The sequence below is a fragment of the Cellulomonas cellasea genome, assembly GCF_006538745.1.
Lineage (GTDB): Bacteria > Actinomycetota > Actinomycetes > Actinomycetales > Cellulomonadaceae > Cellulomonas_A > Cellulomonas_A cellasea.
Window position 1 is genome coordinate 23,021 of record NZ_BJLR01000026.1, and the last position, 18,513, is coordinate 41,533.

The 18,513-nt window shown below is 75.6% G+C and carries 15 protein-coding genes; 8 read left to right on the forward strand and 7 right to left on the reverse strand.

Going from position 1 to position 18,513, the window contains the following annotated elements; genetic code table 11:
• Window positions 1–5 precede the first annotated feature (5 nt).
• The 3 genes from CCE01nite_RS14110 to CCE01nite_RS14120 are packed head-to-tail and all read right to left on the reverse strand — an operon-like array spanning window position 6 to window position 2,640.
• Entirely contained in the window at window positions 6–1,190 is a 1,185-nt protein-coding gene (locus tag CCE01nite_RS14110; RefSeq protein ID WP_034628414.1) for an acetyl-CoA C-acetyltransferase, read from the reverse strand.
• Window positions 1,187–1,855 carry a 3-oxoacid CoA-transferase subunit B gene (locus CCE01nite_RS14115; RefSeq protein WP_034628410.1) on the reverse strand — a complete coding sequence of 223 codons (669 nt, stop codon included), beginning with the start codon at window positions 1,853–1,855 and terminating at the stop codon, window positions 1,187–1,189. Before CCE01nite_RS14115 ends, CCE01nite_RS14110 begins: the two co-directional genes overlap by 4 nt.
• Complete coding sequence (locus CCE01nite_RS14120) at window positions 1,852–2,640, reverse strand: CoA transferase subunit A (RefSeq protein ID WP_034628407.1); 789 nt, start codon at window positions 2,638–2,640, stop codon at window positions 1,852–1,854. Before CCE01nite_RS14120 ends, CCE01nite_RS14115 begins: the two co-directional genes overlap by 4 nt.
• 330 nt (window positions 2,641–2,970) lie before the next feature.
• On the opposite strand from CCE01nite_RS14120, the gene pdhA reads away from it, so the two are divergent.
• Genes pdhA through CCE01nite_RS14135 form a run of 3 tightly spaced genes read left to right on the forward strand, consistent with a single transcriptional unit; the run spans window position 2,971 to window position 6,654 of the window.
• Window positions 2,971–4,122 carry a pyruvate dehydrogenase (acetyl-transferring) E1 component subunit alpha gene (gene pdhA, locus CCE01nite_RS14125; RefSeq protein WP_246056574.1) on the forward strand — a complete coding sequence of 384 codons (1,152 nt, stop codon included), beginning with the start codon at window positions 2,971–2,973 and terminating at the stop codon, window positions 4,120–4,122.
• The gene (locus tag CCE01nite_RS14130) at window positions 4,119–5,126 is read left to right on the forward strand and encodes an alpha-ketoacid dehydrogenase subunit beta (protein ID WP_034628403.1); all 1,008 of its coding nucleotides are present in this window, start codon (window positions 4,119–4,121) and stop codon (window positions 5,124–5,126) included. Before pdhA ends, CCE01nite_RS14130 begins: the two co-directional genes overlap by 4 nt.
• Before the next feature lies 1 nt (window position 5,127).
• The gene (locus CCE01nite_RS14135) at window positions 5,128–6,654 is read left to right on the forward strand and encodes a dihydrolipoamide acetyltransferase family protein (RefSeq protein ID WP_034628399.1); all 1,527 of its coding nucleotides are present in this window, start codon (window positions 5,128–5,130) and stop codon (window positions 6,652–6,654) included.
• A gap of 8 nt (window positions 6,655–6,662) precedes the next feature.
• On the opposite strand, the gene CCE01nite_RS14140 is transcribed toward CCE01nite_RS14135, so the two are convergent.
• Both CCE01nite_RS14140 and CCE01nite_RS14145 read right to left on the reverse strand, forming a co-directional pair.
• Window positions 6,663–7,163, reverse strand: coding sequence for a DUF3592 domain-containing protein (locus CCE01nite_RS14140; protein WP_141372609.1), 501 nt, complete (start codon window positions 7,161–7,163; stop codon window positions 6,663–6,665).
• 54 nt (window positions 7,164–7,217) lie between these two features.
• Window positions 7,218–7,937, reverse strand: a complete 720-nt coding sequence (locus tag CCE01nite_RS14145) for an SACE_7040 family transcriptional regulator (protein WP_034628395.1) — start codon at window positions 7,935–7,937, stop codon at window positions 7,218–7,220.
• A gap of 118 nt (window positions 7,938–8,055) precedes the next feature.
• On the opposite strand from CCE01nite_RS14145, the gene CCE01nite_RS21660 reads away from it, so the two are divergent.
• From CCE01nite_RS21660 to CCE01nite_RS14170, 5 genes are read left to right on the forward strand one after another with little or no spacing between them, the layout of a single operon-like run.
• On the forward strand, window positions 8,056–9,663 hold the full coding sequence (locus CCE01nite_RS21660; RefSeq protein WP_034628392.1) for a carboxyl transferase domain-containing protein: 1,608 nt from the start codon (window positions 8,056–8,058) through the stop codon (window positions 9,661–9,663).
• Window positions 9,664–9,668: 5 nt separating this feature from the next.
• On the forward strand, window positions 9,669–11,765 hold the full coding sequence (locus tag CCE01nite_RS14155) for an acetyl/propionyl/methylcrotonyl-CoA carboxylase subunit alpha (RefSeq protein ID WP_052103965.1): 2,097 nt from the start codon (window positions 9,669–9,671) through the stop codon (window positions 11,763–11,765).
• On the forward strand, window positions 11,762–12,934 hold the full coding sequence (locus CCE01nite_RS14160; RefSeq protein WP_034628389.1) for an acyl-CoA dehydrogenase family protein: 1,173 nt from the start codon (window positions 11,762–11,764) through the stop codon (window positions 12,932–12,934). The genes CCE01nite_RS14155 and CCE01nite_RS14160 overlap by 4 nt, the downstream gene beginning before the upstream one ends.
• Complete coding sequence (locus CCE01nite_RS14165) at window positions 12,934–13,407, forward strand: MaoC family dehydratase (RefSeq protein WP_034628383.1); 474 nt, start codon at window positions 12,934–12,936, stop codon at window positions 13,405–13,407. The genes CCE01nite_RS14160 and CCE01nite_RS14165 overlap by 1 nt, the downstream gene beginning before the upstream one ends.
• On the forward strand, window positions 13,404–14,246 hold the full coding sequence (locus CCE01nite_RS14170; RefSeq protein WP_034628380.1) for an HpcH/HpaI aldolase/citrate lyase family protein: 843 nt from the start codon (window positions 13,404–13,406) through the stop codon (window positions 14,244–14,246). Before CCE01nite_RS14165 ends, CCE01nite_RS14170 begins: the two co-directional genes overlap by 4 nt.
• A 52-nt stretch (window positions 14,247–14,298) precedes the next feature.
• On the opposite strand, the gene CCE01nite_RS14175 is transcribed toward CCE01nite_RS14170, so the two are convergent.
• Both CCE01nite_RS14175 and CCE01nite_RS14180 read right to left on the reverse strand, forming a co-directional pair.
• Window positions 14,299–16,098 carry an ATP-binding cassette domain-containing protein gene (locus tag CCE01nite_RS14175; RefSeq protein ID WP_034628375.1) on the reverse strand — a complete coding sequence of 600 codons (1,800 nt, stop codon included), beginning with the start codon at window positions 16,096–16,098 and terminating at the stop codon, window positions 14,299–14,301.
• On the reverse strand, window positions 16,095–17,996 hold the full coding sequence (locus tag CCE01nite_RS14180) for an ABC transporter ATP-binding protein (RefSeq protein ID WP_141372610.1): 1,902 nt from the start codon (window positions 17,994–17,996) through the stop codon (window positions 16,095–16,097). Before CCE01nite_RS14180 ends, CCE01nite_RS14175 begins: the two co-directional genes overlap by 4 nt.
• Window positions 17,997–18,513: the final 517 nt, after the last annotated feature.

Here is an 18,513-nt window from a genome sequence, read left to right on the forward strand (position 1 = left end):
TGCGCCTACCGCCGCAGCAGCAGTGCCTCGCCCTGTCCCCCGCCGCCGCACAGCGCGACGCCCGCGCGTCCCGACCCGCGCCGCGCGAGCTCGAGCGCCGCGTGCCCCGCGAGCCGCGCCCCGGACGCGCCGATGGGGTGGCCGAGGGCGATCGCCCCGCCGTGCACGTTGGTGCGCTCGTGCGGGTAGCCGAGGTCGGCGAGCGACCGGACGAGGACCGACGCGAACGCCTCGTTGATCTCGACGAGGTCGAGGTCGGCGACGTCCCACCCGGCGCGCGCGAGGGCCGCCGTGAGCGCCGCGGACGGCTGGGAGTGCAGCGACGTGTCGGGCCCCGCGACCTGGCCGGACGCGCCGACCTCCGCGAGCCACGGCAGCCCGCGCGCCTCGGCGGCCTCCCTGCTCATGACCACGACGGCCGCCGCGCCGTCCGTGAGCGGCGAGGCGTTCCCGGCGGTGATCGTGCCGTCAGGGGCGAACGCCGGGGCCAGCCGAGCGAGCGTCGCCGCGGTCGTGTCGGGCCGGATGCCCTCGTCCGCCGCCACCCGGACCGGGTCCCCGCGGCGCTGCGGGACGTCGACAGGCACGATCTCCTCGGCGAGCACGCCGTCCTTCGCGGCGAGCGCGGCGCGGCGGTGGCTCTCCGCAGCGACCTCGTCCTGCTCCTCGCGCGTGATCCCGAGCGCCGCGTTGCCCCGCTCGGTCGACGCGCCCATGGACTCGTGGTCGAACGCGTCGGTGAGCCCGTCGTGCGCGAGCGAGTCGACCGCCCGCACGTCGCCGAACGTCCAGCCGCGGCGCGAGCCGGGCAGCAGGTGCGGGGCCTGGCTCATCGACTCCTGACCGCCCGCGACGACGACGTCGGCCTCGCCGAGCCGGATCGTGCGCGCGGCGTCGATGATCGCGCTGAGCCCGCTCAGGCACACCTTGTTGACCGTCGCCGCCGGGACCGACCAGGAGAGGCCGGCGCCGCGGGCCGCCTGGCGTGCGGGATTCTGGCCGGCGCCCGCCTGCACGACCTGGCCCATGAGCACCTGGTCGACCTCCTCGGGCGCGACCCCCGCGCGGTCGAGCGCGCCGCGGATCGCCACGGCCCCGAGCTCGGCCGCGCTGAGCGTCGACAGCCCGCCGCCGAGGCGTCCCATCGGCGTGCGCGCGAACGCCACCAGCACCACGTCCCGCCCGGTCATCGCAGCACCATCTCGGGGACGTCGCCCTCGACCGCGAGCGCCACGTCGGTCGTCGCGTCGAGGACCTCCTGGACGCTGACGCCCGGCGCGCGCTCGCGCAGGACGAGGCCCGCGGGGGTCACGTCGACCACCGCGAGGTCGGTGATGACGCGGTCGACGACCGCGCGCCCGGTGAGCGGCAGCGTGCACGCGCGCACGAGCTTCGCCGAGCCGTCCCGCGCGGTGTGCTCCATGAGCACGACGATGCGCCGGGCTCCGTGCACGAGGTCCATCGCCCCTCCCATGCCCTTGACCATCTTCCCGGGGATCATCCAGTTGGCGATGTCCCCGCCGACCGACACCTGCATCGCGCCGAGGATCGCGACGTCGACCTTCCCGCCGCGGATCATCGCGAAGCTCGTCGCGGAGTCGAAGAAGCTCGCGCCCGGCTCGACCGTGATGGTCTCCTTGCCGGCGTTGATGAGGTCGGGGTCGACGCCGTCCTCCGCGGGGTAGGCGCCGACGCCGAGGACGCCGTTCTCCGACTGCAGCACGAGCTCGACCCCGTCGGGCACGTGGTTCGGCACGAGCGTCGGCAGCCCGATGCCGAGGTTCGCGTACGTGCCGTCGACGAGCTCCTGCGCGGCGCGCGCGGCGAGCTGGTCGCGCGTGAGCCGCCCGGTCACGACGTGCCTCCAGTGGAGCCGGCGCTGACGGTGCGGCGCTCGATGCGCTTGTCGGCGGCCTGCTCGGGCGTGAGCGCGACGACCCGGTCGACGAAGATGCCGGGCAGGTGCACCGCGTCGGGGTCGATCGCCCCCACCGGGACGAGGTGCTCGACCTCGGCGAGCGCGACCCGCCCGGCCGCCGCGGCGAGCGGGTTGAAGTTGCGGGCCGACGCGCGGAACACGAGGTTGCCGGCGCGGTCGCCCTGCCAGGCCCGCACGAGCGAGAAGTCGGCGGTGATCGCCCGCTCCAGGACGTACTCGCGCTCGACGCCGCGGACCGTGAACCGGTCGACCGGCTTGGGCGGCGACGCGACCGCCACGCCCCCGTCGGGGTCGTAGCGCCAGGGCAGCCCGCCCTCGGCGACCTGCGTCCCGACGCCCGTCGCGGTGTAGAACGCCGGGATGCCGCTGCCGCCCGCGCGCAGGCGCTCCGCGAGCGTGCCCTGCGGCGTCAGCTCGACCTCGAGCTCCCCCGCGAGGAACTGGCGGGCGAACTCCTTGTTCTCCCCGACGTAGGACGCGATGACGCGGCGCACCCGGCGGGCCTGGAGCAGCAGCCCGAGGCCCCAGTCGTCGACCCCGCAGTTGTTGCTCACGACCTCGAGGTCGTGCGTGCCGGCGTCGAGCAGCGCCCCGATCAGCACGCTCGGGATGCCGCAGAGCCCGAACCCCCCGACCGCGAGCGTCGCGCCGTCGGGGATGTCGGCGACCGCCTCCTGGGCGGACCGGACGACCTTGTCCATGGGCGTGCCTCCTCGCACCACTGCGTGCCAGCACGTGCACCGCAGCCTCGTGAGCGACGCGCGCACCTCCTCGGAGCACCGTAACCCCGGTCGTCGTACGCTGGCAGCACATCGGGCGATGGAGCCCAGACCTCACGAGGGCGCGGGCTCCGCCGAACAACGGAGCACACCATGTTGCGTTCAGATCTGCGTCCAGACCTCACCCCGCACACCGACCCCCCGACCGCCGAGCAGGCCACCACCACCCCCGGCGACGTCCTCCCCCGGCCGACGGCCGCAGGTCCGGACCACGAGACCGGCCCGCGTCCCGACCCCGGCCCGGCCCCCGCGATGGTCCAGCTGCTCGCCCAGGACGGCACCCGCCGCCCCGACCCCGAGCACGACCCGTGGGTCGCCGACCTCGACGACGAGCGGCTCGTCGCCCTCTACGAGGACATGGTCGTCGTGCGCCGGCTCGACATCGAGGCGACTGCGCTGCAGCGCCAGGGCCAGCTCGGGCTGTGGCCGCCCCTCCTCGGCCAGGAGGCCGCGCAGGTCGGCTCGGCGCGCGCGCTGCGACCTGACGACTTCGTGTTCTCGAGCTACCGCGAGAACGCCGTCGCGTGGTGCCGCGGCGTGTCGACGACCGACCTGGTGCGCGTGTGGAAGGGCACCGCGGCGACGGGCTGGGATCCCCGCGCGGTCGGCATGGCGACCCCGACGATCATCATCGGCGCGCAGACCTTGCACGCGACCGGGTACGCGATCGGCTGCGCCAAGGACGGCGTCGACTCGGTGGCGGTCGCATACTTCGGCGACGGCGCGACGAGCGAGGGCGACGTGCACGAGGCGATGGTCTTCGCGGCGTCGTACCGCGCGCCCGTCGTGTTCTTCTGCCAGAACAACCAGTGGGCGATCTCGGAGCCCGTGGGCCTGCAGTCGCGGCGACCGCTCGCGGACCGCGCGCCGGGGTACGGCATCCCGAGCGTGCGCGTCGACGGCAACGACGTGCTGGCCGTGACCGCGGTGACCCGCGTCGCGCTCGACCGGGCGCGCACCGGCGGCGGGCCGACGTTCGTCGAGGCCGTGACGTACCGGCGCGGTCCGCACACGACGTCGGACGACCCCACGCGCTACGTCGACCCGGCGGTGCACGAGCGGTGGGTCGCGCTCGACCCGATCGCGCGCGTCGAGCGGTACCTCGAGCGCCGCGGCCGGCTGACCGACGAGCTGACGGGCACCGTCACGGCGCGGGCGGACACTGCGGCCGCCGAGATGCGTGCGGGCTGCCACGGGCTCGAGCCCCCGCCGCCGCTCAGCGTGTTCGACCACGTGTACACGACGCCGACGTCGTGGCTCGAGCGCCAGCGCAGCCAGTACGCGGCGTACCTCGCGATGTTCGACGAGCGCACCGGGGACGGCCCGGCGGGCGACGGCTCAGAAGGTGGCGGCACGGCGGGCGACGACGCGGCGGACGAGGGCACGGCGGGGGGCACCCGATGACGGCGCTGACCCTCGGCGGGGCGCTCAACGCGGCGCTGCGGCGCGCGCTCGAGGACGACCCCAAGGTCGTGCTGATGGGCGAGGACATCGGCACGCTCGGCGGGGTCTTCCGTGTCACCGACGGGCTGCAGCGCGACTTCGGCGCCGACCGCGTCATGGACACCCCGCTCGCTGAGGCCGGCATCGTCGGGACGGCCGTCGGGCTCGCGTACCGCGGGTACCGGCCCGTCGTGGAGATCCAGTTCGACGGCTTCGTCTTCCCGGCGTTCGACCAGCTCGTCACGCAGGTCGCACGGCTGTACCACCGCACCGGCGGCGCGATCCGGATGCCGATCACGGTCCGGATCCCGTACGGCGGCGGCATCGGCGCGGTCGAGCACCACTCGGAGTCGCCCGAGGCGTACTTCGCGCACACCCCGGGCCTGCGCGTCGTCACGTGCGCGGACCCGCAGGACGCGCACACGCTGCTGCGCCAGGCGATCGCGTGCGACGACCCGGTGATCTTCTTCGAGCCCAAGCGGCGGTACTGGGTCAAGGGCGAGGTCGACGACGTCATCGACGGCTCGACCGCGCCGATGCACGCCGCCCGCGTCGTCGTGCCCGGGACGGACGTGACGCTCGTCGCCTACGGGCCGCTCGTGATGACCGCGCGCGACGTCGCGCTCGCCGCCGCGGACGACGGCATCTCGGTCGAGGTCATCGACCTGCGCTCGCTGTCGCCGATCGACCTCGCCACGGTCGAGGCGTCCGTGCGGCGGAGCGGCCGGCTCGTGATCACGCACGAGGCGCAGCAGCACGGCGGGCTCGGCGCCGAGATCGCCGCGAGCATCACCGAGCGGTGCTTCTTCCACCTCGAGGCTCCCCCGGTCCGCGTCACCGGGTTCGACGTCCCGTACCCGGCCGCGAAGCTCGAGGAGCACTTCCTGCCCGACCTCGACCGGATCCTCGACGCGGTCGACCGCGTGCTCGGGCGCGAGCACTCGCTGACCGGCTGGAGGGGCTGACATGGCGGTCGAGGAGTTCGCGATGCCGGACCTCGGCGAGGGCCTGACCGAGGCGGAGCTCGTGTCGTGGGAGGTCGCCGAGGGCGACACCGTCGCGCTCAACCAGGTGATCGCGGAGGTCGAGACGGCCAAGGCCGCCGTGCAGCTGCCGTCGCCGTACGCGGGGGTCGTCGCCCGGCTGCTCGTCGAGCCCGGCACGACCGTGCTCGTCGGGTCGCCGATCCTCGCGGTCGACACGGCGCCGGCGGGTGTCGAGGGGACGCTCTCGGCCCACGGGGCCGGGGCGTCGTCCGCGGCGGCGGGTGCCGCGCTTGGCGCCGCAACCGCGTCCGCACCCGCGACCGCCGAGCGTCTGCCCACGACGGCGAACGGCGCGTCGTCGTCCGCGGCAGACGCCGGTGCCCCGTCGCCGGTGGTCGCGCGCACGTCCGTGCTCGTCGGCTACGGGCCGACGGTCGGCACGACGGACCGACCACGACGCCGTCCCCGCACATTGCGACCGGGTGCCCCGGGACCGCACACCGGGCGCGCACCGGCGGACCCGGCGCCGACGGACCACGCGGGCACCGGCGGCCGCACCGCACGGCCCGTGGGCACCCCCGAGCGGCCACGCACGTACCCGCCGGTGCGCAAGCTCGCGCACGAGCTCGGCGTCGACCTCACGGGCGTCGTGGGCACCGGACCCGACGGTGTCATCACGCGCGACGACGTCCTGGCCCGCGCACACCCGGACGGCGGGTCGGCGCAGGCCGGCTCACCGACGGACGCGGCACAGGCACCGGCCGCTTCGGCCACGTTGGTCGCGTCGGTCACGTCGCAGGGATCACCGCGCGAGGAGCGCACGCCGGTGACGGGAGTCCGCCGCCGCACCGCCGCCGCGATGGTCGCGAGCGCGTTCACCGCCCCGCAGGCGACGGTCTTCCTCACGGTCGACGTGACCCCGACGCTCGAGCTGCTCGACGACCTGCGCCGCGACCGCGCGCTGGCAGGCCACCGCCTCACGCTGCTCACGGTGGTCGCCAAGGCCGTGACGATCGCGGTCGCCCGCACGCCCGAGGTCAACTCCCGCTGGGACGAGGCCGCCGGGGAGATCGTGCGGCCGCGCTACGTGAACCTCGGCATCGCCGCGGCGACCCCCCGCGGGCTGCTCGTGCCCAACGTCAAGGACGCCGACGGGCTGCACCTCGACGCGCTCGCGGACGCCCTGGCGCATCTCACCGAGCAGGCGCGTGCGGGCACGACGCCACCGGCCGACCTCGTCGGCGGCACGATCACGATCACCAACGTGGGGGTCTTCGGCATCGATGCGGGAACCCCGATCCTCAACCCGGGCGAGTCCGCGATCCTCGCCGTCGGCGCGGTGCGGCGCCGGCCGTGGGAGCACCGGGACCGGATCGCGCTGCGCAGCGTCGTGACGCTCGCGGTGACGTTCGACCACCGCGTCGTGGACGGCGAGCAGGCGGCCCGGTTCGTCTCGGACGTCGGCGCGGTGCTCGCCAACCCGGGGTCGGTGCTCGCGATGGTGTGACGGGCGGCTCAGCGGTGCCCGCCGCGGCGTCCGGCACGGCGGGCCGGAGTCGGCACACGCCCCGCGCGCGGCTCCAGCATCACGGGCACGCCCCGGCGGCGTGACCGCTGCACGTCACCCCACGCCCGGCGCAGGCATACCAGCCCCGTCACGGCCAGGCCGAGGAGCAGGGCATCGAGCAGACCGAACGGCGTGACGTCGGCGAGCACGGCCGAGCCCGGGTCGGCGGGGTCGACCAGCACGTCGACCCGCTCGTTCGCCCGCAGGTCGGCCCCGCCGCCGTCGAGCGGTATCCGCGCGGTGGTGCCGGTCTCGAGCACCTCCACCACGAGGACGTCGGGGACGCGCCGGCCCTGCTCGATGGTGACGACACGCGCCGCCGCGCGGGTGCCGTGCCGGACGAGATCGGCGTCGTGCACGACCGTGACGACCAGCGCCACGGACGCCGCGACGGACAGCAGCAGCGCGACCACGAGCGACGTCCAGGCGTCGACTGCTCGGCGGCTCACGCGACCGACGCTACGCGTCCGGGCCGCGCCGGCGGCGCCGGGCCGCGTGGGAGCTCAGCGCCCCAGGCCGACCGGGTGCCCGAGGGCCGCGAGCGCCATCTCGGCGAGCAGCGCCTCGACCCGGCCGCGGGGCAGCGCCCGGGCGCTGTGGGGCGTCGAGTTGAGCAGCCCGAAGGTCGCGTGCGCGCGCAGCCGGAGCTCGGACCGCTCGGCGGACGGGTCGAGCCGCGCCAGCACGTCGACCCAGAGCTCGACGTAGCGGCGTTGCAGGGTGCGCACGGACCGGCGGTCGTGCTCGGCGAGCTGCTCGAGGTCACGGTCCTGGACGCGGATGACGTCGGGGTCGGCGAGCGCGAACTCGACGTGGAACGCGACGAGCCCCCGGAGCGCCTCGTCGTCGGCGGCGGCCCGCTCCACGACGGTGCGGCCCCCGTCGAGCAGCTCCGCGCTGACCCCGCCGAGGAGCGAGGCGAGCACGGCGTGCTTGCCCGGGAAGTGCCGGTAGACCGCGGGGCCGCTCACCCCGGCGGCCGCGCCGAGGTCCTCCATCGACACGCCCTCGAAGCCGCGGAGCGCGAACAGGCGGGCCGCCGCCGCGAGCAGAGCAGCACGCCGCTCGGCCTTGGCTCGCCCTCGGGCCGTGCCCGCCGCGCGCGGTCCCTCGCGCCCCGAGGCTCGGTCGCCCGGATCGCCGGTGCGATCGGCGCTGCCCGATCGGCTCGGCGCGACCGGGAGCAGCGTGCTCGCACCGCGCTCGTGACGCTCCCCGCTCATGCCGCTCCTCGCTCGTCCGCCCCCCTGGGGCGCACATCCGGTGAACGAACTCTAGCCGAATCCAGTGAATGGGTGTTCACTCGAACCGGAGACCCGCGGTTCCCGGACAGGAGCGTCGATGACGACGATCACGAGCACGGCCGACCCCGTCGCGCCCCCCGCCGCCGCGCGCGAGACCGCCCAGCGCGCGCTCGTCGACGAGCTGCGCGCGCGCCTGCGGACGGCGGCCCAGGGCGGTCCGGCGGCGTCCCGCGAGCGCCACGTCGCCCGCGGCAAGCTCCTCGCCCGCGAGCGCGTCGACGCGCTGCTCGACGACGGCAGCCCGTTCCTCGAGCTCGCCCCGCTCGCCGCGCACGGGATGTACGGCGACGAGGCGCCCGGCGCAGGCGTCGTCGCCGGCATCGGCCTCGTCGCGGGCCGGCACGTCGTGGTGGTCGCGAACGACGCGACGGTCAAGGGCGGCACCTACTACCCGATGACGGTCAAGAAGCACCTGCGCGCGCAGGAGGTCGCGCTCGAGAACCGGCTGCCGTGCGTCTACCTCGTCGACTCGGGCGGCGCGTACCTGCCCATGCAGGACGAGGTGTTCCCGGACCGTGACCACTTCGGGCGGATCTTCTACCACCAGGCCCGGCTCTCCGCCGCGGGGGTCCCGCAGGTCGCGTGCGTCATGGGCTCGTGCACCGCGGGCGGGGCGTACGTGCCGGCGATGAGCGACGAGACGGTCATCGTCCGCGGCCAGGGCACGATCTTCCTCGGCGGCCCGCCGCTCGTGAAGGCCGCGACCGGCGAGGTCGTCACGGCCGAGGACCTCGGCGGGGGCGAGCTGCACACGCGCGTCTCGGGGGTCGCGGACCACCTCGCCGAGGACGACGCCGACGCGCTGCGGATCGTCCGGCGCATCGTCGCGACGCTCCCCTCCCCGCGCGAGCACGCCTGGGCCGTCACGGAGGTCCGGGAGCCGCTCGCCGACCCGGCGGAGCTGTACGGCGTCGTCCCCGTCGACCTGCAGGAGCCGTACGACGTGCGCGACGTCATCGCGCGCCTGGTCGACGCGAGCGAGCTGCACGAGTTCAAGCGCGAGTACGGCACGACGCTCGTGACGGGCTTCGCGCGCCTGCACGGCCACCCGGTCGGGATCGTGGCGAACAACGGCGTGCTGTTCGGGGAGTCGGCGCTCAAGGGTGCGCACTTCGTCGAGCTGTGCGACCAGCGCGGCATCCCGCTGGTGTTCCTGCAGAACGTCGTCGGCTTCATGGTCGGGCGCGACTACGAGGCGGGCGGCATCGCGAAGCACGGCGCCAAGATGGTCACGGCCGTCGCGACGGCCCGCGTCCCGAAGCTCACGGTCGTGATCGGCGGGTCGTTCGGCGCCGGCAACTACTCGATGTGCGGGCGCGCGTACTCCCCGCGGTTCCTGTGGATGTGGCCCGGTGCGCGGATCTCGGTCATGGGCGGGGCGCAGGCCTCGGCGGTGCTCGCGACGGTGCGCCGCGACCAGCTCGAGGCCCGGGGCGAGACGTGGTCCGCGGAGGACGAGGAGCTGTTCGCGGCCCCGATCCGGGAGCAGTACGAGCGGCAGGGCTCGCCGTACTGGTCGACCGCCCGCCTGTGGGACGACGGCATCCTCGACCCCGCGGACACCCGGCGCGTGCTCGGGCTCGCGCTCGACGTGTGCCGCGGCGTCCCCCTGGAGCCGCGCGCCGCGGCCGTGTACCGGATGTGACCGCCGTGCCCGCCACGACCTCGGCCCCGCCCGCTCCCCCGTTCCGCACCGTGCTCGTCGCGAACCGCGGCGAGATCGCGTGCCGCGTGATCCGCACGCTGCGCCGGCTCGGGATCCGCTCGGTCGCGGTCTTCAGCGACGCCGACTCCGGCGCGCCGCACGTGCGCCTCGCGGACGTCGCGGTCCGGCTGGGACCCGCCGAGCCGCAGGCGAGCTACCTGGATGTCGACGCGGTGCTGCGCGCCGCGAAGGCGACGGGGACCGACGCGGTGCACCCCGGGTACGGGTTCCTGTCGGAGAGCCCCGCACTCGCGCGCGCGTGCGCCGCCGCCGGCATCGCGTTCGTCGGCCCGCCCGTGCACGCGCTCGAGGTCATGGGCGACAAGATCGGCGCGAAGGCGCACGTCGCGCGGTCCGGGGTGCCGGTCGTCCCGGGGACGGCCGAGCCCGGGCTCTCGGACGACGCGCTCGTCGCGCGCGCCGCCGACGTCGGCTACCCGCTGCTGGTCAAGCCGTCCGCGGGCGGCGGCGGCAAGGGCATGACGGTCGTCCGCACGCCCGACGAGCTGCCCGCGGCCCTGGCGGCGGCGCGCCGGGTCGCGGCGTCGGCGTTCGGGGACGACGCGCTGCTGCTCGAGCGCTACCTCGCCGCGCCGCGGCACATCGGGGTGCAGGTGCTCGCGGACGCCCACGGCGCGGTCGTGCACCTCGGCGAGCGGGAGTGCTCGCTCCAGCGGCGCCACCAGAAGGTCGTCGAGGAGTCGCCCTCGCCGGTCGTCGACGCGCGCACGCGCGCCCGGCTGGGTGAGGCCGCGTGCGCGGTCGCACGGTCGGTCGGGTACGTCGGTGCCGGGACCGTCGAGCTGCTCGCCGAGGCCGCCGCACCCGAGGACTTCTTCTTCATCGAGATGAACACGCGCCTGCAGGTCGAGCACCCGGTCACCGAGCTCGTGACCGGCCTCGACCTCGTCGAGCTGCAGCTGCGCGTCGCCGCGGGCGAGCCGCTCGGGCTGACCCAGGACGACGTGCGGCTCACCGGCCACGCGGTCGAGGCCCGCGTCTACGCCGAGGACCCCGCGCGGGCGTTCCTGCCGACCGCGGGCCAGGTCCTCGTGCTCGACGAGCCCGCCGGCGACGGCGTGCGGGTCGACAGCGGGCTCTCCGTCGGGAGCGAGGTGGGGTCCACCTACGACGCGATGCTGTCCAAGGTGGCCGCGTGGGGGCCCGACCGGGCCACGGCGCTCGCGCGGCTCGACGCGGCCCTCGCCTCGACGACCGTGCTCGGCGTGACGACGAACGTCCCGTTCCTGCGCCGCCTCGTCGCGCACCCCGAGGTCCGCGCGGGCCGGCTCGACACCGGCCTGATCGAGCGCCATCTTGACCAGCTGGCCGCACCGGCGCACGTGCCGGACGCGGCGCTCGTCGCGGCGCTCCGGGCCACCGCCGACCGTGCCGCACCGGCCGCGCGCGCCGCGTCCGCCGGCTCGGCGTGGGGCCCCGACGGCTGGCGGCTCGGTGAGCACCTCCCGACGCTGCACGTCGTGACGTCCGCCGACGGCGAGCGGACCGAGGTCGCGGTGCTCGGGCCCGCGCACGACGCGCAGGTCCGCCTCGACGACGCGCCGCCGGTGCGTGCGCGCCTCACGCCGGTCGACGGCACGACCGCGCAGCTCACGGTCGAAAGCGTGGTCCGCACGGTCCGCGTCGCGTCCGACGGCGCGACGACGTGGGTCGGGCACGACGGTTCCGCCGTCGCGCTCCGGGTCATGGGCCGCCTCGACGCCCTGGCCGCGGCGCGCGCGCGCGACGACCGGCCGGCCGGGGCGGCCGACCCCGTGGTGCGCTCCCCGATGCCCGGGACCGTCGTCGCGGTCGACGTCGCGACCGGGGACCACGTGACCGCCGGCCAGCCCCTGCTCACCGTCGAGGCGATGAAGATGGAGCACCGGCTCACGGCGACGACCGACGGCGTCGTCACCCTCCAGGCCCGACCGGCCGACCGGGTGGCGCTCGACCAGGTGCTCGCGACGATCACGCCGCACGGCACCGACCGCACCGGGCAGGACACCACCGCGCCCGCCGAGGAAGGGACCCGACCATGAGCCACGAGCTCACCGACGCCCAGCAGCGCCTCGTCGACGAGGTGCGCGACTTCGCCGACACCGTCGTCGCACCGGCCGCGTACGAGTACGACACGAAGCGCGAGCTGCCCTACGAGATCCTCGCGCAGATGGGCGAGATGGGGCTGTTCGGACTGCCGTTCCCCCGTGAGTACGGCGGGCAGGGCCGGGACTACCTCGACCTGTGCCTCGCCGTCGAGCAGCTCGCGCGCGTCGACCAGTCGATCGCCGTGACCCTCGAGGCGGGCGTCGGGCTCGGCGCCATGCCGGTCTGGCGGAGCGGGACCGACGCGCAGAAGAAGGAGTGGATCCCGATGCTCGCGCGCGGCGAGGCGCTCGCCGCGTTCGGGCTCACCGAGGCCGACGCCGGCTCGGACGCGGCCGGGACCCGCACGACGGCGGTGCTCGACGGCGGCGACTGGGTCATCGACGGCTCGAAGCAGTTCATCACCAACTCCGGGACGCGGATCACACGACTCGTCACCGTCACGGCGGTCACCGGCGAGAGCATGCGACCCGACGGCTCGGTGCGCAAGGAGCTGACCGCGTTCCTCGTGCCGGCCGGGACCCCGGGGCTGCACGTCGGGCCGGCCTACGACAAGGTCGGCTGGCACACCTCCGACACGCACCCGCTCGTGCTCGACCACGTGCGCGTCCCCGAGGAGAACCTGCTCGGCGAGCGCGGCCGCGGGTTCGCGAGCTTCATCCAGACGCTCGACGAGGGCCGCGTCGCGTTCGCCGCGCTCTGCACGGGCGCGGCGCAGGGCTGCCTCGAGGAGGCGATCCGGTACGCGGGGACGCGCCGGGTGTTCGGCCGGACCATCGGGGAGAACCAGCACACCCAGTTCACGATCGCCCGCATGCAGGCCCGCGCGCACGCCGCGCGCCTCGCCTACCTCGACGCCGCGCACCGGATCGTCGCGGGGCGCCCGTTCAAGCTGGAGGCGAGCCTCGCCAAGCTCATCGGCAGCGAGGCGGCGATGGCCAACGCCCGCGACGCCTCCCAGATCTTCGGCGGCTACGGCTTCCTCAACGAGAACCCCGTCGCCCGGCACTACCGCGACTCCAAGGTCCTCGAGGTCGGCGAGGGCACCACGGAGGTCCAGCTCATGGTGATCGCCCGCGAGCTCGGCCTGGCAGGACGCCCCTGATGCGCGACGCCGTGCAGCGCGGTCTCTGGTACGAGGAGCTCGAGACCGACGTGCGCTACCTGCACCGCCCCGGCCGCACGCTCACGGAGGCCGACAACGTCGCGTTCACGACGATGACGATGAACACCCAGCCGCTGCACCTCGACGCGGCGTGGTCGGCCGGGCAGCCGTTCGGTCGCCCGCTCGTGAACTCGATGCTCACGCTCGCGACGCTCGTCGGCAGCTCGGTCGCGCAGCTCACGCAGGGCACGCTCGTGGCGAACCTCGGGCTGACCGACGTGGACTTCCCGCACCCGCTGTTCCCGGGCGACACGCTGTACTCTGAGACGGTCGTGACGGGCAAGCGCCTGTCCGCCTCGCGCGAGGGCCAGGGCGTCGTGACGTTCGCGCACACCGGCCGCAACCAGGACGGCACCGTGGTCGCGACGGCGACGCGGACCGTGCTGGTGTGGCGGGCGGGTGCCCAGCCGTGACGGCCCGCACGCTCGGCCCCGCGCTGCTGTTCTGCCCGGCGGACCGCCCCGACCGCTACGCGAAGGCCGCCGAGCGCTCCGACGCCGTCGTGCTCGACCTCGAGGACGCCGTCGCGCCGTCCGCCAAGGCCGCCGCGCGCGCCGCGCTGGTCGACACCCCGCTCGACCCCGCACGCACGGTCGTGCGGGTCAACGCCGCGGGCACCGCGGACCTCGACGCCGACCTCGACGCGCTGCGCCGGACCGCGTACCGGACCGTCATGCTGCCCAAGACCGCGAGCGCCGCGGACCTCGACGCGCTCGAGGGGTTCGCGACGATCGCGCTCGTCGAGACGGCCGCCGGGGTGCTGCACGCCGCGGAGATCGCCGCAGTGCCGCACGTCGTCGCGCTGCACTGGGGCGCCGACGACCTCGTCGCCTCGCTCGGCGGGACCGCGAGCCGCCACCCCGACGGACGGTGGCGGCACGTCGCGCTGCACGCACGCTCGACCGTCCTCGTCGCCGCCGGCGCGCACGGCAAGCCCGCGTACGACGCGGTGCACATGGACATCGGCGACCTCGACGGCCTGGCCCGCGAGGCCGCGGACGCCGCCGCCTCAGGATTCGTGGGCACCGCGTGCGTCCACCCGAGCCAGGTCGCCGTCGTGCGGGCGGCGTTCCGGCCCGACGACGCGGCCGTGGAGCGGGCCCGGCGGCTGCTCGACGCGGCGTCCCGCGAGCGTGGCGTGTTCCGCTTCGCGGGCCGGATGGTCGACGGGCCGGTTCTCGCGCACGCGCGGGAGGTGCTGCGCCGGGCCGGGTCGACCGAGGACGCCGCACCGCGCCCGGTCCAGCGCTGACTGCGCGGGGCGGCCGGACGTCGCACCGACGTCCGGCCGGCCTATCGTGGGCTCAGCTGTCCGCGTACGCCGTCGCCTGGATGCCGAACAGCTCCGCGTACACACCGCCCCCGGGCCGCGCGAGCAGGTCCGGGTGCGTGCCGTGCTCGACGAGCCGGCCGTGCTCCATGACGAGGATCAGGTCCGCGCCGGCGACCGTGGAGAAGCGGTGCGAGACGATCACCGTGACGGCGCCGCAGTCCCGCGCCAGCCGCCGCGACCGCTCCATGTACCGCGCGAAGATCTCGTGCTCGCTCGGGGCGTCGAGCGACGCGGTGGGCTCGTCGAGCACGAACAGCAGCGGCCGGGTCCGCATGCACGCCCGCGCGAGCGCGACCTTCTGCCACTGCCCCTCGGACAGCTCGGTGCCGTCGAACCGGCTGCCGAGCAGCGACGCCCCAGCGGCTGGCAGCCGCGAGCGCAGCGCACCGGCGTCCGCGGCGGCGACCGCGGCGTCGACGGCCTCCCTCGAGGCCATCCGCGCCGGGTCGCCGAGCCCGACGGCCTCGTCGAACGTCGTCTGGTAGCGGCCGAAGTCCTGGAACGCGGCGCTCGTGACGGCGCGCCACCCCGGCGTCCCGATCTCGGCGAGGTCCGTGCCGTCGACCGTGATCCGGCCCGTGTCCGGCCGGTAGAGCTTCGTGAGGAGCTTGACGAGCGTCGTCTTGCCCGACCCGTACTCCCCGACCACCGCGACGACCGTCCCTGCGGGGATCGTGACGCTGACGTCGTCGACCGCCGGCCGGGCCGCGCCCGGGTAGGTGAACGCGAGGTGCTCGAGCGTGATCGCCTCCGTGAGCGCCGTGGGCGGGGCCGCCGTCGCGACCTGGCCCGCGAGCCGCTCGGCGGCGAACGCCCGCAACCAGAGGTAGGGCTCGACGATCCGCCCGTAGCCGCCGGCGTCCGACGCGCGCCCGACCGCCTGCTGCACCACAGAGCGCAGCTGCGAGCCGACCGCCACGGCGAGCACCACGTCGCCGAGCGAGCCGCCGGGCTGACCCGCGGACCGCACGACGAGCGCGAGCGCGGCCGTGAAGCCTGCCGCGAAGACCGCCCACCCGGCGGTGCTCAGCGCGGCGGCCGTCAGGAGCGCCCGGGCGCGGGCGTGCACCACGCCGAGCGCCGTCGCCTGCTGCCGCGCGACGAGCTCGTCCTCGGCGCCGGCCACGCGGATCTCCTTGCTCGTGGCCGGGCTCGTGCACAGCTCGAACAGGTGGCGCTGGAGCCGCTGGTCCTCCGAGGTCGCGATCTCGGCGGCGGTCGACCGGCGGCGCCCCGCGGCGTCGAGCACGAGCTGCACCCCGGCGCACGGCACGAGCAGCAGGAGCCACGGGCTGACGCTGCCGAGCAGGGCGACCGTGAGCGCGAGCCGCAGCACGAGCGCAGCGGCCTCCACGACCGACCAGGCGGAGTCCACGACGGCCCACGCCCGGCCCCGCACGGCGGTGATGCGGTCGAGGAAGTCGGTGCGCTCGAGGTGGTCGATCTCGTCCACGTCCGTGCACGCGCGCATGACCTCGGGCTCGACGTCCGTCTGGGCGACACGCTCGACGACGTGCATCCGCATCGTGAAGCCGACGTCGTCGACGACCCAGTCGACGACGTACGCGACGGCCGTGACGACGGCGGCGAGCACGAGCAGGCGCAGGTCGCCCTCCACCGCGGCGTCCACCACGGTCTTCGACGCGAGCCCCAGCCCGGCGAACGCGACGGTGCCGACCGCCATGCACGCGAGCACGAGCAGCGTGAGCGCCCGCTCGGCGCGCCAGCACCGCGCCATGAGCTCGCCGGTCAGGCGTGCGCGCACCCTCACGAGAGCACCCCCGTCTCGAGCCGGTCGTCGTAGCCGCGCGCGAACCGCTGCGCCTGCAGCGCGAACATGTGCGCGTACGAGCCGCCGAGCGCCATGAGCTCGTCGTGCGTGCCGCTCTCGGCGATGCGCCCGTCGGCGAGCAGGACGATGCGGTCCGCGAGCCGGACCGTCGACAGCCGGTGCGACACGAGCACGGTCGAGACCCCCTGGGTGATGCCGGCGAGCCGGCGGAACAGCTCGGCCTCGGTGCGGACGTCGAGGTGCGCCGTCGGCTCGTCGAGCACGAGGACGCGCGCCCCCGCACGCGTCGCGTAGAGCGCCCGGGCGAGCGCGACCTGCTGCCACTGCCCGCCGGACAGGTCCACCCCGCCGGTGCGGCTGCGCGCGAGCGGCGTCCGCCAGCCCGCCGGGAGCCCGTCGACGACCGGCCCCAGCCCGGCGTCGGTCGCCGCGCCGCGGACCGCATCCGGGTCGGGCCACGGCCGGTCCCCGCCGACCTGCCCGAGGGCGATGTTGTCCTCGAGCGAGAGCTGGTAGCGCACGAAGTCCTGGTGCACGACCGTGACACGGCGCCGCCACGCGCGCGCCCCGATCGCGCGCACGTCCACGCCGTCGGCGGTGACCCGCCCGGCGCTCGGCTCGTACAGCCCGGCGAGCACCTTCGTGAGCGTCGACTTGCCGGCGCCGTTGAGCCCGACGACCGCGAGCAGCTCCCCCGGCCGGATCTCGAGGTCGAGACCGCGCAGCACCGGCCCGCTCGAGCCCGGGTAGGCGAACGTCACACCCTCGAGGCGGACGTGCGGGGCGGCCGGCTCGGGCGCCGTCGCGGTCCCGGGCACGTGCCGGGTCTCGGTCTCGATCTCCCTCACGGCGCCGGGCACGGTCTCGGTCTCCGGCTCGGTCAGCCGCGCGCGCAGCGCCTCGGCCGCCCGGACGACCGGGCGCGCGCCCTCGACCATGAGCGCGTCGCCCGTCCCGGTGACGGCGCTGAACACGCCCCACCCGGCCGCGAGGAGCCCGGCGAGGGCACCGACGGTGCCGTGCCCGCGCGTCGTCCCGACCGCCGCGACGACGAAGGCGGCGCCGAGGGGCACGACGGCCGCGAGCAGGACCCACCACTTCTCCCGGGCGGCCCGGAGGTCGTCCGCCCAGACGTCGTCGAGCTGCGCGTGCAGGTGCCGCTGGCGCCGGTCGACGACCCAGGCGCCGAGCCCGAACGTGCGCAGCTCCTTGGCCTCCGCGGGCGCGCTCGTGAGCTCCCCCCAGTAGTGCGCACGCCGGTTCTCGGGCAGCCCGTCGACCCAGATGCGGAAGTGCCGCACCCACTGGCCCCGCACGAGGTGGCGGACGACGACCGCCGGGACGACGAGCAGCGGGACGAGCCACCACGACCACGCCGCGACGACGGCCGCGGTCGACACCAGCCCGACCCACCGGACGAGCACGCTGAGCTGCCCGAGCGCACCCTCCGCGGGCGTCTTCTCGACCCACTCGCGGGGGTCAGCGGTTGCGGCCCGCACGAGGGCCTGCACCTCCGCGCTCTCGACGACGTCGAGCGTGGCGGTCCGGGTGAGCAGCCGCATGACGTCGGCCCGGTGGCGCGCGTCGATGCGTCCGCGGACGAGCGTCACGAGCGGGCGCTGGAAGACGCTGCACGTCTGACCGAGCAGCAGCACGGCCCCGACGAGCAGGACCGCGCCGGCGGTCCCCGCGCCGGGCGTCGCGGCGGCGTCGAGCAGCCGGGCGGTCACCAGGGCGGTCGCCGCCGGGAGCAGCGCCTGGAGCACGCGCACCGCGACGAGCACCGCGAGCAGGGGCCGCCCGGCTCCCGGCAGCAGCGCCAGCAGCGCGGTCCGCTCGCGGGTCGCGGCACACAGCCGCCGGACCGTCTTCTGCATGGAGCCTCCTCGTCGAAGCGCTACGACTGTGGGCAGCGAGGAGCGGCGTTCCCGTGCGTCACGCACCCCTGCGGAACCGGCCTGCCACGGCTGCGTCACGGACGCTCGGCACGGGTTCCTCCGCGAGTCTGGTCGCTGACCTGCTGCGATGTCCAGGCATATCGGTCGCGGCGTCGACGTTGCTCGCGCTGCTCGTGGTCACCCACCGAGTGCGACACCAGTCGAACCGCTTCAACGACGTTCGGTGCAGCCGTCGCAGAGACGCTCACGCGCGCACCGCGACCGCTCGTGTGCGTCGCGCTGCGCAGCAGTGATCGCCATCCGCATCTGCGTCAGTATTCCCCGATCAATGACGTTTCTGCGGATCCCGCGGTGAACCGCCCGGCTGTCGGCGCGCCGAAAGCCCGGGGCTCTCGGCGCGCCGACGTGCGCGGAGCCGGCGGAGGCACCGCTCCCCAGGTGTCTGCCGCCCGTAGCCCGGGCACACCACAGGCTGGCGTCGACAGACGCCGGCCTG